The following is a 16,480-nucleotide window of genomic DNA, read 5'->3' on the forward strand; positions in this document are numbered from 1 at the left end:
CCCTTTTTTATTTGTAAGAAATTAGTTAGTACCGAAAAGGCCTTTAATCCAAGATTTCTTTTCAGCTTTTTGAGTAGAAGTTTCAGCACCAGCATTTACATTTGCGTTTGCATTAATTCCAACAGGAGCAACGTTTACGCCAACATTTACACCAGTTTGAGCATTAACAGCATGTGCTGGTTGAGCTGCATTTAACTGTGCTTGAGCATCAGCTTTAGTGTCAGCTACAAATTCTTTTTGGTCAGCTTGGTTTTGAGCTACACGAGTTTTTACTGCATCTACGTGCGCTTGGGCATTAGCTTGTTTTTCAGCAGTAAATTCTTTTTGGTCAGCTTGTTTTTCAGCAACTTTAGTTTTTACAGCATCAACACGTGCTTTAGTATCAGCTTTAGCTTCAACTGCTAGATTTTTAGTACCGTTTACAGCTTTAGTTGCTACGTCTTTAGTACCTGTTACTGCCTCGGTAGCAAAATGCTTAGTACCATTGGCAGCTTTAGTCGCTACATTTTTAGTACCTGTTGCAGCTTCGGTAGCAAAGTTTTTAGTACCTGTCGCAGCTTCAGTAGCTAAGTGTTTTGTCCCATTTGCAGCTTTAGAAGAAAGTTCAGTCACTTTTCCTGTTGTTTTTTTAGTTGCTTTAACTGTAGTGTCAGCAGCGACATGGCCCGCATGCTTTGCTGTGCTGCCTACAGTGTGTGCAGTATTTTTGACTGTATTGGCTACGCCACTAACAAGACCACCCGGTTGTACATTTACTTGAGCAGAAGCACCTGCATTAACGCCCGCACTTTGTGCAAAAATAGAGGCAGAAGCAAGAACACTTGCAGTAACGATAGCTGTTTTCATCATTTTCATTGCGATATCCTTCAAAGAATATACCCTTTAGTGAGGTATTTCATAAACGCAATCGCATCATAGCTAAGGAAATAGGAGCTTGGAACTCACTTCATCAAAACGTTACAACAGTGTTACATTGAGTAAACAGACTAGGGATAAATTGTGAAGATTAATAAAAATTAATAATAAAGTGAAAAAGAACATTTATTTTTTAGTTATTCTAATTAAGCTGGCCCTATTTCCCTCTTACAGCTTTTTAACTCCCATCTCCTAAATTTTTTATCATTATTCATAAGCTATTTGCCTATATCTCTAGATGTGATGTAGTTCTCATTATTTATTAGAGGAAACGGCATACTAATTGCTTATTATGAGAATAGGGTGCTTTTTTAGCACTTTTTTGGACCATATTCTGCCAGAAATATAAATGTACAGGGCAGAACTGTATTTTTGCTTATTCGGGAAAAGGTAATTTAGCTTTTCTCATGTTTATATATTCCATGAAATGTAAATTTCACATGAAATATATCTAAAGAAATAGCACTTTATTTCGAATAATCAAAAATAAAAATAGATGTCTATAAACAAAAAAACAGAGATCTTAACGATGAAAATTATTGCTTCCCTTCTTGTATTAGTCGGCTTAATCGCCGTTGTTTTCTACTTTAAACCCATAAGCGGCGCAGCTGATGTGTTCAATTCTGCTTTACATGAGTCGAATTCACCACAGCCAAATACATCTTCTTTTCTTTCTAAACTTAAGGAGCCTACTCAACCCAAAAATCTATCTCAACATTCAACTCATTCTCAATCGGTATCAGTTAATACCGTTCCTTTATATGACACGAAAAGTGATCTTTCTATTCAACCGATTGATCCAGAAAAAGATCCAGCAAATGAAATAAAAGCGAAATAAGCAAATTGTTAGTTGAAAAACTACGGAGAAAAATAATGCAAAGTAAAACGTTATTTCTATTAGGTCTATGTACGATTTTAAGTACAACAGCATCCGCTCTTCCTTTGGATTCTAAAGGTGCTAAGCAGCGATTAAATCAAGCAGCAAAACAAAAAGTATTTCAGGGCAAAATCGATTTGGATGCCTTAGTCAATAATGATTCGAATGATTTAATTGTTGAATACAATATTCCTTCGACGAGTGTGCCTTCTGGTCTAGAACGGCGAAGTTATATTGCTACAAATAAAAAGAATATTCAGGCAAGGTTTAACCGTGCTGGTGGTGTTCAAGTACTTCGGGACTACAATAATTTACCTTTAGCTTTTTATCGGATTAGTAATCGGGAGGCTTTAGTCACTTTATTGAATGATCCGAATGTTAAAGCGGTTTATCCGAACCGTATTAACCGTACTACGACCAATGAAAGTTTACCTTTGATTAATCAACCACAGGCAAACACCAATGGCTTCACAGGTGAGGGTTCTAGTGTGGCAGTGATTGATACAGGGGTAAATTATCTACATTCAGATTTTGGGTGTACGGCAGTGAACACACCATCTAATACTTGTCGAGTTGTTTATTCATTTGATAGTGCACCAGATGATGGCACTTTAGATGATGATGGGCATGGGAGTAATGTTTCAGGCATTGTGTCTAAGGTTGCCACCAAGACCAAAATTATAGGCATTGATGTTTTTAGAAAGGTTAGATCCCAAGGTAAATGGGTAAGCACTGCTTATGATAGTGATATTCTCGCGGGGATTAACTGGGCTGTAAATAATGCACAAACCTACAATATTAAAGCAGTTAACTTAAGCCTTGGCGTGCCAGGTGTTAAATATACCTCGGAGTGTAGCGATAGCAGTTATGGAACGGCATTTGCCAATGCACGAGCTGCTGGTGTGGTTCCGGTTGTAGCTTCAGGTAATGATGCATTTTCAGATGGAATTTCATCTCCTGCCTGTGTTGCTGGTGCCGTAAGAGTGGGGGCTGTTTATGATAGTAATATTGGCGGTGTGTCATGGGGGAATCCGGTGAAATGTTCTGACCCGACAACAGCAGCAGACAAAGTGGCGTGCTTTAGTAATGGCGGTAGCTTAGTGACTTTGTTGGCACCGGGAGCAATGATTACGGCAGGTGGCTACACCATGGGTGGTACATCTCAAGCGACACCACATGTGGCAGGTGCGATTGCTTTATTACGAGCGAATAGTGTGGTGAGTCCAACAGAAAGTATTGATCAAACCATCAGCCGTTTAAAAACGACAGGTAAGCCAATTACTGACTCAAGAACGGGCTTAGTTTTCCCACGTATTGATTTACTGGCAGCAACAAATGGTTTAACCATTAATTAAATCGCTTATTTATAATTTTAAATTAAGTCCAAGAAATTTTTAAATAGCTATAACCCGTTGCGAAGGGCAGCTTTTGCAACGGGTTTTTTATGAAAAAGTTAATGACATTTTGCTAAATTTGTAGGATTAAAGTTGCTTTGGAGTTTTTTGAAATTATTCTGAATTTCTGGATCTTGAATATTAAAAGTGGTTGAGCTTTTGGTTGTAGAGTTTGTTGCCTGATTTAATATGCCTGATTCATCAGGGTATTGTTGAGTGAACGATGTAGCTGAAATTAGGCCTTTATCATTAAATACCCAGTGTTCAGTCACATGTCCACCACCTAAATATCCCGTAAACTCAATCATGCAAGCTTGCTTATCTTGTTTAATAAGTTTAGCTACATTACCTGTAGTTGATGGATAAGCTTCAATATTCGTATCTTGCTCTAAAACTTGTGCCTGAGAATAAGGAGAGATAGGTGCTGAAGTTGCACATGCAGTTAATGCCAAGCAGCATAGGGTGGAAAAGAGAAGTTTGTGACTATTCATAAGGCAGATTCCTAGCTTTTTATAGTGGATGATCATTAGTTCTAGATGAATATATGTATTTATAAAAGCGCGAATTTATCGCGCTGTCCAAGCAAATTAGTTAATTGTTGTGCTTGATTTGCTTAACTCGCCTTGCTCTATCGGAATATTTTCACCGTTTCGACTACTGGTAATATTTTGCTTCGCCTGATCTATTTTTGTTTCGGTAAAAGCTTTTGCGGTATCTGCTTTTTGCTGAACGACTTCTGCTTTTTCAGCCGTAAACTCTTTAGTGTTTTTCCACTTTTCGCTAATTTTATTTGAAGTTTTTTCAGAAGCTCCTTGAATAGAGTCTCCTAAATTTTGTATGCCTTTTCCTGTTTTATACAGTAATACACGACCTAAGCTTGGGTTGTCACCATAAGGTTGTGTTTTAGGTGTTGTTTCAACAACTTGTTGTGGCTGTGTTGTTTCTGCAAATAAGGTTGATGAAGCCAATATAGAACTTGCAATGTATAACACTTGTAAGGTTTTCATATGGATCAATCTCCCCAACCAGAATCAAAAGATGAAGTGGTGATCTTACTGTTAAAAATAAAGCTTGTACTGCAATGAGATAAAACCCATACGATTTGATTACGATAAATCATCATTTAATAGCAGTAAAACAATGAGACTAATGGCTCACAAACAAAATTCAGACTTAATTAATTCTATAAACATATCTCGAGCTTTATGGTTACTCACATTTTTGTGCCAGAAAAAGTGATTTTGCATAAAGGACAGATATTCAAACTTATAACTTTGAATATGAGCTAAATTTTTATATTGCTCATAAATGCTTTTAGGCACTAAAGCCACCCCTGAGCCTGCACTAACACAACCAATAATGGTGGCATAGCTGGTAATGCTAGTGATGGGAAGAGAAATATTCTTAAGTTTAAGCCATTCTTCAAGAGCTGCGCGGTAAGGGCAGCCTTCAGTCCACATAAAGATTTCTTTGCCAATTAGGTCTTCTTGGCAATTAATTTCTCCCAAAGAGTGAGATGCAATTAAGACTATGTCTTCTTGGTAAATGCTGAGTTTATTAAGCATTGGAAAATCAATATTACCCGCGACAATCGCACCATCAAGTTTATGCTGAGAAATATCGAGTAATAGCTGTTTCCATGTGCCAGTAATAATTTGAATGGAAACTTCTGGAAAACGTTGATGGTATTTCGCCAGCAAATTAGGCAGGCGAGTTGTAGCAGAAGATTCAATAGCGCCAATTTTTAATGGGCCAGAAGGAGGAGCATCTGGATGAATGCTTCGTTTTGCTTCATCACACAGCGCTAAAATTTTATGGCAATAATTGAGGAAGATTTCTCCAGATGGGGTCAGTTTTAAACTTTTCCCTTCTCGGTAAAACAGCGGTGCACCCAGTTCTTCTTCGAGTTGTTTAATGCGTGTTGTGATGTTGGATGGTACGCAATGCAGTTGCATTGAGGCTTTAGCCATAGTTCCGCATTCAACTACGGTTTGGAACATTTTTAACTGAGCGATATCCATGTTTTATCATTCACTTTTAATGAATATTTAGCTCAATATAAGTTAATTTTATTCAACTATCCATGCGCATATGATGAAAGTGTTCCATTCCACTAGTGCAGATTTAACATGGCAATTTCTCTTGCTGCCGAAACCCAGCCTCCAGCTTTTAAGCTCTATTTATGTATTGCTGTGACCGTTTTTTGTTGGGGCTATTCACCTATTGGTGTACATAGTGCCTTGCATTCATATACACCGCAGCATATTGCCTTGCTCCGTTTTTTGATTGCATCGTTTTTTTTACTACTTTTGGTCATGAAAAAAGGCATTCAGCCTTTAAATTGGAAGGATGTTCCTGCTCTTGCTGTATTAGGATTTTTCTCTGTAACGCTACATCATTTGCTCATAAATACAGGGCAGCAATATGTGACTGCGGTTGCATCCAGCATTTTAAGTCAATCCATTCCTTTATTTACTTTTATTATTTCAGTTTTAGTTTTTAAAGAAAAAATCAGTTTTAAACAGTGGTTATGTATTTTATTGGGACTTGGCGGCGCCGTGTTAGTGGTCAGTGGAGATCATGGTTTTGGTGTACCGAGTCCTTATAGTTTATTAATTGTTTTAGCTGCAATTGCATGGGGTCTATATTTTAATTTATATAAAAAATTTGCCTTAAATTATGATGCATTGAGTATGATGTGCTACATCATTTGGTTCGGAACTATCCCTTTACTATTTTATAGTGCTCATTTGCCTAGTGAAATTTTACATGCTACTTGGCAAGCCAATATGTCGGTTGTCCTATTGGGTATTTTTCCAAGTGCGATGGCTTATGTACTGTGGGGATATGTACTTAAAAATATGCCGTTAACGATTGCATCGAATTTTTTATATTGCTCGCCGATTGTCGCGATGAGTTTGGCAGTGCTTTTCTTAAATGAAAAGCCATCAATGATGGTGCTGTTGGGTGGGGTAATTATTGTGGGGAGTTTGGTGTGGATGAATTGGAAAAAATAATTCTTGTACTAAGCTGAGTAGATAATAATGTGGTAGTTATTGAGTGCTGATTTAAGAATGAAAATATTAATTTCATTAAAAAGTCAATTAAATCAGCATGCCTCAATAGTTTTTAGAATTTACTTTAATTAATTGCACCATGAAAAGTTTGGTTATAGCCAAAAATAAAGATTTAAAATTGAATTATTCTACTCTTTCGACTTTTTCAATATGACTAGAGGAATCATACGTAATCTCAATTACTACTTTCTCTTTGTTAAGTGCTGAGTCTGAGACTGATACTGTTTCGTCCACGGAATCGAGTGATAACTCACTCGGCATTACATTGTGTAGTGTTGAGACGATTGTATTCGCTATTAAGCCGTTATATAAAGCCATTCCATATGCTTTTGGTTTATTGTTAATTTTATAATAAGTGATCGTATCTATCCGTTTATCACCAATGAGTCTACTTACTACGGGCGGATGGAATTTATTTAGAAATTCATTTCGAGACATTCCAACCATATTAATCTTTTCTATAGCAGGGGGATTTGTAGTGTCAGGTAAAGTGATCCGATGAGGATTTATAGAGCAAGCCATTTGTCCAATGGATAAGATAGAAATAACAAGTAATAAAATATTCTTCTTCATTTATATAATCTTAATTAATAAAAGCTGCTAATTTATAACGATATTTTTTGAAAATATCAAATTATTATAAAGACTTATCTGTGAAAAATACTTATATCAATAAACGGCGTAAACAAGTTAGGTAATTGAATCAATTATTGCGCTACTGTGTAGGGTCATTATTATAAAAAGTTTTAATGTGGATGAATTAGGGCAATAGACGTACTATCGAATAAGCTATAGATAATTAAATGATCTGTAGATTGATACTATAGATAGAAGAAATTAAAGTGTTTGTTTAATTTAAAAAATAAAGGGATCTATAAAAGATCCCTTTATTTAGTAATGAGCTAATTAGCCCTGTAATACACTCACATCAGCCACAGCAGTAAACAAGTTACGCAACTGAGCCAATAAACGTAAACGGTTTGCTTTCAGGTCAGCATCATCCGCCATAACCATTACGCCATCAAAGAATGCATCAATCGGCGCACGAAGTGCTGCAAGCTTAGAAAGGGCAGCAGTGTAGTCTTTTGCTGCAAGTAGTGGTTCAACCACAGGTGTCACTGCTTGAAGCTCAGCAAATAATGCTTTCTCAGCATCTTCAACCAAGTTCGCTTCAACGACAGAACCTTCTGGTGCCGCTTCTTTTGCAAGAATGTTAGCAACACGTTTGTTTGCAGCAGCAAGTGCAGCAGCTTCAGGTAATGTGCGGAAGTGATTAACTGCATTTACGCGCTTGTCAAAATCAAGTGGAGATTTTGGTGCAAGTGCTTGAACTGCTTGAAGTACGTCAACAGCAACGCCTTGGTCTTCATACTTAGCACGGTAACGACCTTCCAAGAACGCAACAGCATCAGCACGAGTCTTATCGTGATCTTTAACGATATCGCCATAACCTTGAAGCGCAAGATTTACTAACTCTTCAATCGTTACATCTAATTCATTTTCAATGATTAAGCGTAAGATACCAATTGCTGAACGACGAAGTGCAAACGGGTCTTTAGAACCTGTAGGCGCTTGTCCAATACCGAAAATACCAACCAGCGTATCCAAACGGTCAGCGAGAGCAATGGTTGTACCTGTTTTGGTTTTTGGTAAAACATCACCCGCAAATTTTGGTAAATATTGCTCACCTAAAGCTTCTGAAACTTCAGTATTCTCACCTTCAATACGCGCGTAGTAAGTACCCGCAATACCTTGAAGTTCTGGGAACTCACCCACAAGCTCAGAGGTTAAGTCGCATTTAGCAAGTAATGCAGCTTTTTCAGCATCTGCTGGGTTTGCACCAGTGATTGAAGATAATGCAACTGCAAGTTTTGCAATACGTGTTGATTTGTCCCAAAGCGTACCAAGTTGTGCTTGGAATACCATATTTGCTAGTTTTTCTTTACGAGATGCAAGCGGTTGCTTTTGATCTTGCAAGAAGAAGAATTCAGCATCCGACAGACGAGGACGAACAACTTTTTCATTACCTTCAATAATTTGAGTTGGATCTTTAGACTCAATATTTGAAACAGTAATGAAGTAAGGCTGTAATTTACCTTCGCTATTGATCAAGCAGAAATATTTCTGGTTGTCTTGCATCGTTGTAATGAGTGCTTCTTGAGGAACAGCAAGGAAGCGCTCTTCAAAGTTTGCACGAAGAGCAACTGGCCATTCAACGAGGCTTGTTACTTCATCAAGTAAACCCGCTGGAACAATCGCAGTCGCGTTAACTTCATCAGCTAACTTTTTCACTTGTTCTTGAATGGTTGCTTGACGTTTTTCAAAGTTCGCAACAACGTAAGCTTTTTCTAAAGCAGCTAAATAGTCATTTGCATGCGCTAAAGTTACGGCTTCAGGTGCATGGAAACGGTGACCATAAGTCACATTACCAGCTTTGTGATCTTGAATAGTTGCGTCAACAATTTGGTCGTCTTTGAGCAAAAGAACCCATTTAACTGGACGTACAAACTCGGTACGGCTTGCAGCAGAACGCATACGCTTAGCAATTGGTAAATTGTCTAATGCAGTTTGTAAAATCTGTGGAAGTAAAGCGTCAAGGCTTTGACCTTTTACATCTTTTAAATAGCAAACTTTTTCAACTTTACCTGCTTGGAAAGTAGAAAGCTGATCAACAGTAATGCCTTGACCACGCATAAAGCCTTCGAGTGCTTTAGTTGGTTTGCCTTCTGCATCATAAGCCGCTTGAACAGCAGGGCCGTCAAAACGTTTTTGTGTATCAGCTTGAGCAGCATCGATATCTACAATTTTAAGCGCTAAACGACGTGGAGCAGCATAAGCTTCAATTGATGCGAAGTTTAAGCCGGCATCTTTTAAACCTTTTACCGTTTCTGCCTGTAAAGCATCACGTAAAGTTTTTAAGCTTTTTGGTGGAAGCTCTTCACAGCCAAGTTCGAATAAAACAGTATGTTTGCTCATTAGTTTTTCTCCGCCTTTGCTGCTTCACTTTCAGCTTGTGCTTTTAACTGTGCCAATACTTCATCACGTAAATGTGGTTCTGCCATTGGGAAGCCAAGCTCTGCACGTGCTTGTACATAACTTTGTGCAATAGCACGCGCTAAAGTACGTACACGTAAAATGTAACGTTGACGCTCAGTCACAGAAATTGCGCCACGTGCATCAAGCAAGTTAAATGTATGAGACGCTTTAACCACTTGCTCATAAGCAGGAAGAGAAAGTTTTGCTTCAATTAAACGGTTTGCTTCTGATTCGTAAAAATCAAACAGTTCAAATAGTTTTTCAACTGGAGCGTATTCAAAGTTGTAAGTTGATTGCTCAACTTCATTTTGATGGAATACGTCACCGTAAGTCACAGTACCAAATTGGCCTTTAGTCCAAACAAGGTCATAAACCGAGTCAACACCTTGAAGGTACATTGCAAGACGTTCTAAACCGTAAGTGATTTCACCTGTTACTGGGTAACATTCAACACCACCGACTTGTTGGAAGTAAGTGAACTGAGTTACTTCCATGCCGTTAAGCCAAACTTCCCAACCTAAGCCCCAAGCCCCAAGAGTTGGAGATTCCCAGTTGTCTTCTACGAAGCGGATGTCGTGAGTAAGCGTATCAATCCCGATTGCTTTTAAAGAATCAAGATAGAGCTGTTGGATGTTGTCTGGATTTGGCTTAAGCACCACTTGGAACTGGTAGTAGTGTTGCAAACGGTTCGGGTTTTCACCATAGCGGCCATCTTTTGGACGACGTGAAGGTTGAACGTATGCAGCATTCCAAGTTTCAGGCCCTAAAGCGCGTAAGAATGTTGCGGTGTGGAATGTTCCAGCGCCCATTTCCATGTCGTAAGGTTGTAGTACGACGCAGCCTTGTTCGGCCCAATAGTTTTGTAGGGCAAGAATTAAGCCCTGAAATGTATCAATGTGCGAGATGGCGCGACTCATGTAGCATCCACGAATTTATGAGAAAAATTGCCCCTAAGTATAAGGATTTTGTGGGGGAGTGGCAAAGGCTTAATGTGGGGAAAATTACTAAGGAGATAATCGCAACTACGATGTTTCCATAAAGCTATTGAGTAGATTGTTCGCTTCATCATTTTAATGTTAGGATAAGCAACTTAATCTTTTTGTTGTTACGATAAAAATCGCGAAAAATCGACTTAAGTTTTATTTCTTCTTTTATATAGAAAATACTCAGTCGACATATATCCCAATCTTTAAGATTCGGTCAGCGTTCATCAGGGCTTGAGTGGTTATCAAGCATCGTTAACAGGTTTTCACATTTACTGTGCCTGATTTTTCGATAGGACGCTTTATGAATCGATCTCTATTTATTATTTTTGCAATCATTGTTCTCGATGCTATAGGTATCGGGCTTATTTTTCCAATTCTTCCATCATTGCTGCAAGATATGACTCATAGTAACCATATTGCTGTATATATGGGGATATTGGCGAGTCTCTATGCCGCCATGCAATTTATCTTTTCTCCCATATTAGGCGCTTTAAGTGATCAATATGGACGTAGGTCGATCTTACTTATTTCACTTGCGGGTTCAGCAATCAATTACATATTTTTAACTTTTTCACATAGTCTAATTTTCCTATTAATAGGTCGTATTATTGCTGGAATCACCAGCGCCAATATGGCAGTTGCAAGTGCTTATATTGTCGACTTTTCTTCAAAAAATAACCGTGCGAAATACTTTGGTTTAATCAATGCTATGTTTGGTGCAGGTTTTATTATTGGCCCTGTGCTAGGTGGGTTATTGAGTGAATATTGGTTAAGGCTTCCTTTTTTGGTTGCAGCCATGCTAACAGGCCTTAACCTTATTTTTGCATATATTGTTTTGCCCCCATCTCAACAAGCGGTTCCAAAGAAAAAGCTATTATTTACACTAAATCCTTTCAAAATATTTACTGGTATTAGCTCAATTGGTGGTGTACTTCCATTTATTGCGATCTTTTTTATTTTTAGTGCAATAGGAGAAGTTTATGGAGTCTGTTGGGTATTATGGGGACATGATACTTTTCATTGGAATGGTTTCTGGGTAGGACTTTCTTTAGGTGCATTTGGGTTATGCCAAATGTTAGTTCAAATTTTTATTCCCAGTCATGCTGCAAGAGTATTGGGTAATCGCAAAGCCGTGTTTGTCGGAATTACTTGCAGCTGTTTGGCTTTAGGGGTGATGGCTTTTGCTCAAAGCGGCTGGATGATTTTTGCCATTATGCCTATTTTTGCGCTAGGAAGTATGGGGACTCCCTCATTACAAGCCCTAGCCTCTCAAAAGGTTCCTGCTGAACAGCAAGGTCAGTTTCAGGGAGTGATTGCCTCTACAGTGAGCTTGGCCTCTATGGTCGCTCCTTTATTTTTCTCTGCCCTTTATTTTCAATTTCAGGAAAAATGGCCAGGTGCAATTTGGCTAAGTGTGATTGTAATTTACCTGCTTGCTTTACCAATCATTTTGTACAGCACCCGACCAGTTATACAGCAAAGATAGAAATATGGAGTTAAGTGTTCAATATTATTTGAACGAGAGGGGCTGTGACTAAATGATTAAAAATTATTCTCATTTCAACGTCACCTCATGACGCTGAGCGTATTTCACTGGATTAAATTTACGCATGCGAAATGATATTTTTTAAACGATGCCATAAATGAGTCGTTTGATATGTCTGATCGCATTCGAGAAAAACTACAGATTCTTGCTGATGCTGCTAAATATGATGTGTCTTGTTCATCAAGTGGCAGTGACCGTAAAAATAAAGATAAAGGTCTGGGTGATGCCAGTCATTCGGGCATTTGCCATAGCTATACTGAAGATGGCCGCTGTGTATCTCTCTTAAAAATTCTATTTAGTAATGTGTGTATTTTTGATTGCGCCTATTGCGTTTCACGTCGTTCTAACGACGTCCAGCGTGCAGCATTTACGGTACAAGAGGTTGTAGATTTAACCATTAATTTTTACCGCCGTAATTATATTGAAGGCTTGTTTTTAAGCTCAGGCATTTTTAAATCGGCCGATCATACGATGGAACGCATGCTTCAAGTGGTGAAGAAGTTACGTCTTGAAGAAAACTTTAATGGCTATATTCACCTAAAAACGATTCCGGGAGCATCGCCTGAACTGATCCATGAGGCAGGTTTATATGCTGACCGGATGAGTATTAATTTAGAGATGCCAACCGAGGTTGGCCTAAAAACTTTTGCACCAGAAAAATCACATGAGGAAGTGCAAAAAGATTTAGGTTTGGTCCGTGACCGACTCATTCAGCTTAAAGATGAGAGACAAATCATTAAGCATGTGCCGAAATATGTACCGGCAGGGCAGACTACGCAAATGGTAGTGGGTGCTCATCAAGAGTCAGACCAAGATATCTTGTTTATGGCAGACAAGCACTATAAAGAATTTAAACTTAAACGCGTCTATTTTTCGGGTTATATCCCAATTAATACCGAAAATAATTACTTGCCAGCAGTGGGGTCGGCACCCCCATTACTGCGGGAAAACCGACTTTACCAAAGTGATTGGCTGATGCGTTTTTACGGTTTTGAAGTCAATGAAATCGTCAATGAAAAATTCCCAAACTTAGACCTTGATGTAGACCCGAAATTAAGCTGGGCTTTGAGGCATCCCGAACAGTTTCCAGTAGATTTAAACCGTGCCGATTATCAGATGATTTTGCGTGTACCAGGCATTGGTGTGAAATCGGCGAAGAAAATTGTGCAAGCTCGCCGTTTTGGAAAAATCCATATCGATTTACTTAAAAAACTCGGTGTGGCCTATCAGCGAGCAAAATTCTTTATTCGCTGTGAAGACAGTCCAAAATTCCAAAAAGAGTTATCTTCAAGTTTTATTCGGCAGCAGATTTTAACGCAGGGTTCCTCGAAATATGTGCAGCAACTCTCACCACAATTAAGCCTTGGGTTTTAGTCATGTTTAATGATGAAGTAGCTTACTATTTTGATGGTTCAATGGTTGGGCTGCTGAGCTGTGTGTTTCGTGCATTTCAATTTAAAGAGTTACAGGTCAGACTCTGTTTAAGTGATGCGGCTCAACATGGCTTATTTGCTGATAAAATTGAGGTTTCAAATAACGAACAACATGCCGAGCGTGTTTGGTCTGCCTTGCAAAAAAAGCTTTCATCTTCTTCATTAAAACAATTCTATTTTGCCTCTTTATCTGAATCTTTAGATGCCTATCAACATTTATTTAATTACTGTATTTATGTGTTTACTAGTCATATTTCCATAGAAAAAGATTATTCAAATCCTAGTGTTTTAGCGATTGCACAGTGGACGAAAAAGGTCGGACGAGAGAAGCATCGAATGGAAGCTTTTATTCGTTTTAAGAAAACCAAAGATGAGCTTTTTTTAAGTTTGGTACGTCCCGATTTTAATGTTTTGCCGCTTATTCAGCCCCATTTTAAACGGCGTTACCAAGATCAGCGTTGGCTGATTTATGATGAGAAACGTAAGTTCGGGCTATACTATGATTTACAAGAAATACATGAAGTTTCACTCGAGGCTCCTGAAGTTGACCGTAATTTAAAAAATGGAATGAGTCAAAGCTTTCAGCTTGAGCTTGATGAGCAGGAAGTTTTATATGACCAGCTGTGGAAAGATTATTTTAAGAGCGTGAATATTACTGAACGCCAAAATATAAAGCTCCATGTGCAATATTTACCTAAACGCTACTGGCGTTATTTAAATGAAAAATTGATGGAATATTAAAGTTTTAAAATCATAAAAAATAGTTCAGCAGGTTTTCTTATTATTCAAAGATATAATTTAAATGCATTTTATGTGGCTTTGGGCGTATACTTTTGCCCGTTATAAATGACGGCATATCCCTAAAGGTGTACTGTGAGTGTTATACAGCGACAATGGTTACAGATTTTAAAACCAAATTTTAAGGTTTTACCTTTAAAAGAACGGTTACTTTGCGGTATTGGAGCGTTGTGTGGTTTAGCAATTTCTTCCGTAATTAGCTGGTATGTTCTAGGGGGGATTAATGCATGGTACATCGCTCCAATGGGTGCCTCATCTGTTTTATTGTTTGCTGTGCCGACCAGTCCCTTGGCTCAACCATGGAATGTGATTGTCGGTAATACTTTAGCCGGAATTATTGGCGTTGCTTGTGCACAGTGGATTTCTGACTTAACAACGGCCTTTAGTGTTGCGGTGGGTTTTGCCATTTTTTTAATGATGACTACTGACTCTTTACATCCACCGAGTGGAGCGGTTGCGATTACGGCCGTGTTAGGTGGAGCAGCCATTCATAAGTTAGGCTTTTATTTCGTTTTTTATCCAGTTTTGCTCAACTCGTTACTTCTATTAGGTTTTGCCGTATTTTTTAACCGATTAATTGGGCGACACTATCCGGTGACTGCGCATTTGAATGAGCGCAGTAAAGATCCAACGCCTACGCAAAAGGTATCGATTCAACCAAAAGATATTGAGTACGCCTTAGATCATCACACTGAACTTTTAGATATTAGCCAATACGACTTAGAAAAAATCATTTTAGAAGCGCAAGAGCATGCTAATGAGCGCATGGTCAATCAATATGTCTGTCAAGATATTATGAGTCGCGATGTGATTAAATTACATGAAGATGATGATATTCATCAGGCATTAGATAAGTTTAAACAAGTGAACCTAATGAGCCTGCCAGTAGTCAATGCAGAGAACCATTTGGTAGGCACTTTAGCGTTATATGAAGTCGTAGAATGGTTTAAGGGGGCAGCAGACCCAAGAAACTCTTGGCAGCACTACGTAAAACAAATTATGAGTCGTCGAGTGGTCACGGTACTACCAACTCAACCTATTCAAGATTTAGTGCCGTACTTTGTTGAAAAGTCATTTAACTATATTCCTGTGGTTGAAGATCGCAAACTTATAGGAATGATTAGCCGCGCAGATATGATTGCTGCGTTACAGCAACAGTTAAATCGAAAGCTATAATTTTCAGAATAAAAAAAGCTACGGTTGATTAGGGGATGCAACCGTAGCGACCAAAGTTATAAATTAACGTACTTGTTCTTCATTTACTGTTCGGACGGATTGTCGATAGCCTTCAATATGTTCTGGCTGTTTTTTCGGAATGACTAACCATAAAACCAGATAAACTAAAATTCCTGGAAAGGCAGCACTCATAACTGAAATCAAAACAAAAATGATGCGTAGTAAAGTTACGTTCCAACCAAAACGTTCAGCAATACCACCCATTACACCGGCGATCATGCTGTGTCGGTTCGAGCGATATAAACCAGAACTGGCCATCTAATTCTCCTTAAAGATAAAAAATTACAAGAAGCTATTGCTCTTGCTTAATAGAAATATGGTGACGAAATTAAGGGTTTAAAGTCGTTTAAAAAGTAAAATAGTTAAAATATGTAAAGGATTGAAATGAAGGAAACCAACATCTACTAAAATGCACCTTTTCAGGGCTTAAAGGTTTAAAGCAGCAATCAGCTAGTGCCTGAATTGAGTATAAACGTAGCTGTTGCTGTTATCTGTGAATAATGTATATGTCTTTGAAGTGGTCTAGGTTTTCAGTTAAGCATTTGGTTGTAGTGGCTGCAATGTGCATGACGCTAAGTGCTTGCGATATAAACCATACCAACTCAAAAGATCACTCTACTGCAAGCTCTAATTCTAATCATGAAGAAAATTTAATAAAAAGTAGCGCATCTATAAAAACATTAGATTATGTTGCTGGTCGAACTTTCTTACCTGAAGATACCTCAGATCAAACCCAAAAATTAAACGCAGCTTCATTGCAATATGTCGGGCGATATCACACTCGTATTTCATGTGAAGACGCTTTTGCTGATTGTGAATCGGGTGAAGCGGAGTACATTTTAAATTTATTACCAAATGGGACTGCTTATTGGAATGTTGTCCATTTTGGTCGGGTGGGGAGTAAAGATGGGTCTAAAAGTGCTGCTGTAAATCAGTTATGTCCTACTCTAAATTGGAAAGTGGATGAAAAAGAGCATGAGTTAACGATTCAATGTCCGTTATCTAAAGTTAATTTTTATTTTAATCTGGATGCAAATAAAAGATTGGTTACGAATTTAGAAAAATTACTTTATAGTGACTATGGAAAAAATCGTGAATTTTTAGAGCAAAATTATTTTGTTCCAAATCGGGCGTATGTTTTGACTAAAGAATAGATATCCGTTTGATATAAAAAGAGCGCAA

16 protein-coding genes are annotated in these 16,480 nt (G+C 38.2%); 8 read left to right on the forward strand and 8 right to left on the reverse strand.

Annotated features, from left to right (window positions below):
* Positions 1–21: 21 nt before the first annotated feature.
* Positions 22–855 (reverse strand): hypothetical protein, encoded by an 834-nt coding sequence (locus tag KTI78_RS11665; RefSeq protein WP_016142933.1) that lies wholly within the window; start codon positions 853–855, stop codon positions 22–24.
* 589 nt (positions 856–1,444) lie between these two features.
* Here KTI78_RS11665 and KTI78_RS11670 point away from each other — a divergent pair.
* Both KTI78_RS11670 and KTI78_RS11675 read left to right on the forward strand, forming a co-directional pair.
* Positions 1,445–1,753 carry a hypothetical protein gene (locus KTI78_RS11670; protein WP_224993419.1) on the forward strand — a complete coding sequence of 103 codons (309 nt, stop codon included), beginning with the start codon at positions 1,445–1,447 and terminating at the stop codon, positions 1,751–1,753.
* Positions 1,754–1,788: 35 nt separating this feature from the next.
* Positions 1,789–3,147, forward strand: a complete 1,359-nt coding sequence (locus KTI78_RS11675) for a S8 family peptidase (RefSeq protein ID WP_262446196.1) — start codon at positions 1,789–1,791, stop codon at positions 3,145–3,147.
* Positions 3,148–3,245: 98 nt separating this feature from the next.
* On the opposite strand, the gene KTI78_RS11680 is transcribed toward KTI78_RS11675, so the two are convergent.
* From KTI78_RS11680 to KTI78_RS11690, 3 genes are all read right to left on the reverse strand, one after another.
* A complete protein-coding gene (locus KTI78_RS11680) occupies positions 3,246–3,677 on the reverse strand; it encodes a hypothetical protein (RefSeq protein WP_262446197.1) in 432 nt (143 codons plus the stop codon).
* Positions 3,678–3,773: 96 nt separating this feature from the next.
* Entirely contained in the window at positions 3,774–4,193 is a 420-nt protein-coding gene (locus KTI78_RS11685) for a hypothetical protein (RefSeq protein WP_224993425.1), read from the reverse strand.
* Between the two features lie 147 nt (positions 4,194–4,340).
* Positions 4,341–5,207: a LysR family transcriptional regulator gene (locus tag KTI78_RS11690; RefSeq protein WP_224993427.1), complete on the reverse strand. Its 867-nt coding sequence runs from the start codon at positions 5,205–5,207 to the stop codon at positions 4,341–4,343.
* Between the two features lie 108 nt (positions 5,208–5,315).
* Here KTI78_RS11690 and KTI78_RS11695 point away from each other — a divergent pair, with 108 nt between their 5' ends.
* Entirely contained in the window at positions 5,316–6,203 is an 888-nt protein-coding gene (locus tag KTI78_RS11695; RefSeq protein ID WP_224993429.1) for a DMT family transporter, read from the forward strand.
* Positions 6,204–6,386: 183 nt separating this feature from the next.
* On the opposite strand, the gene KTI78_RS11700 is transcribed toward KTI78_RS11695, so the two are convergent.
* From KTI78_RS11700 to glyQ, 3 genes are all read right to left on the reverse strand, one after another.
* A complete protein-coding gene (locus KTI78_RS11700; RefSeq protein WP_224993431.1) occupies positions 6,387–6,836 on the reverse strand; it encodes a hypothetical protein in 450 nt (149 codons plus the stop codon).
* Positions 6,837–7,169: 333 nt separating this feature from the next.
* On the reverse strand, positions 7,170–9,239 hold the full coding sequence (glyS, locus tag KTI78_RS11705; RefSeq protein WP_262446198.1) for a glycine--tRNA ligase subunit beta: 2,070 nt from the start codon (positions 9,237–9,239) through the stop codon (positions 7,170–7,172).
* Positions 9,239–10,216, reverse strand: coding sequence for a glycine--tRNA ligase subunit alpha (gene glyQ, locus KTI78_RS11710; RefSeq protein WP_002044989.1), 978 nt, complete (start codon positions 10,214–10,216; stop codon positions 9,239–9,241). Before glyQ ends, glyS begins: the two co-directional genes overlap by 1 nt.
* 370 nt (positions 10,217–10,586) lie before the next feature.
* Here glyQ and KTI78_RS11715 point away from each other — a divergent pair, with 370 nt between their 5' ends.
* The 4 genes from KTI78_RS11715 (at position 10,587) to KTI78_RS11730 (ending at position 15,238) form a co-directional block, all read left to right on the forward strand.
* Positions 10,587–11,771 carry a TCR/Tet family MFS transporter gene (locus KTI78_RS11715; RefSeq protein WP_224993437.1) on the forward strand — a complete coding sequence of 395 codons (1,185 nt, stop codon included), beginning with the start codon at positions 10,587–10,589 and terminating at the stop codon, positions 11,769–11,771.
* A 171-nt stretch (positions 11,772–11,942) separates the two neighbouring features.
* Positions 11,943–13,205: a putative DNA modification/repair radical SAM protein gene (locus tag KTI78_RS11720; protein WP_262446199.1), complete on the forward strand. Its 1,263-nt coding sequence runs from the start codon at positions 11,943–11,945 to the stop codon at positions 13,203–13,205.
* A gap of 2 nt (positions 13,206–13,207) precedes the next feature.
* Positions 13,208–14,005, forward strand: a complete 798-nt coding sequence (locus tag KTI78_RS11725; RefSeq protein WP_239967827.1) for a TIGR03915 family putative DNA repair protein — start codon at positions 13,208–13,210, stop codon at positions 14,003–14,005.
* A gap of 132 nt (positions 14,006–14,137) precedes the next feature.
* Positions 14,138–15,238 carry an HPP family protein gene (locus KTI78_RS11730; RefSeq protein WP_262446200.1) on the forward strand — a complete coding sequence of 367 codons (1,101 nt, stop codon included), beginning with the start codon at positions 14,138–14,140 and terminating at the stop codon, positions 15,236–15,238.
* A 63-nt stretch (positions 15,239–15,301) separates the two neighbouring features.
* Here the strand turns inward: KTI78_RS11730 and KTI78_RS11735 are convergent, their stop codons facing one another.
* Positions 15,302–15,556 (reverse strand): PspC domain-containing protein, encoded by a 255-nt coding sequence (locus KTI78_RS11735; protein WP_016142948.1) that lies wholly within the window; start codon positions 15,554–15,556, stop codon positions 15,302–15,304.
* A gap of 248 nt (positions 15,557–15,804) precedes the next feature.
* Here KTI78_RS11735 and KTI78_RS11740 point away from each other — a divergent pair, with 248 nt between their 5' ends.
* Positions 15,805–16,452: a hypothetical protein gene (locus KTI78_RS11740; RefSeq protein ID WP_262446201.1), complete on the forward strand. Its 648-nt coding sequence runs from the start codon at positions 15,805–15,807 to the stop codon at positions 16,450–16,452.
* Positions 16,453–16,480: the final 28 nt, after the last annotated feature.

This window comes from Acinetobacter sp. WU_MDCI_Abxe161 (assembly GCF_025514355.1).
GTDB classification, from domain to species: domain Bacteria; phylum Pseudomonadota; class Gammaproteobacteria; order Pseudomonadales; family Moraxellaceae; genus Acinetobacter; species Acinetobacter pittii_E.